Annotated in this window: 1 pseudogene; it reads left to right on the forward strand. The window is 52.9% G+C overall.

Annotation, left to right across the window (positions count from 1 at the left end):
- Nucleotides 1-120: 120 nt before the first annotated feature.
- A pseudogene (locus ACOCD2_RS25185) lies at nucleotides 121-595 on the forward strand (transposase); the annotation flags it as partial.

Consider the following 595-nt stretch of genomic DNA (forward strand, 5'->3'; position numbering starts at 1 on the left):
CGTTTTCGTGCACTGGAGCGGACAAGCAAAGGGCCGAATGATGGGAGCCGTATGACGCGAGAGTGTCACGTACGGTTCTGCGAGGGGCTGGCGGTGAGATTCCGCCGGTCTACTCACCCCTATTTGGCCTCAACCGTTCGCGGTACTTTCTACTACCTGTACCTGATCGAAGACATTTTCAGCCGCAAGATCGTGGGCTGGGAAATTCATGAAAGAGAAAGTGCCGAGCATGCCAGTCAACTCATTAGAAAGGCCTGCCTGGCCGAGAACATCCATCAGGAAGGATTGGTGCTGCATTCGGATAACGGCAGCCCCATGAAGGGAGCAACCATGTTGGCGACATTGCAAAAGTTGGGTGTGGTGCCGTCCTTTAGCCGCCCTTCCGTCAGTGATGACAACCCTTTTTCTGAAAGTTTATTTCGCACGTTGAAGTACACCCCATCCTTTCCGAATCAGCCATTTGGAGGACTGGATGCCGCAAGGGAATGGGTACACAGCTTCGTTGAATGGTACAACTACCAGCATCGTCATAGTGCGATTCGCTATGTGACGCCCAATCAACGGCACAGTGGCGAAGAGATGACCATTCTGGAAC

Source organism: Thiolapillus sp., from assembly GCF_048562965.1.
Classification (GTDB): Bacteria; Pseudomonadota; Gammaproteobacteria; order Chromatiales; family Chromatiaceae; genus Thiolapillus; species Thiolapillus brandeum_A.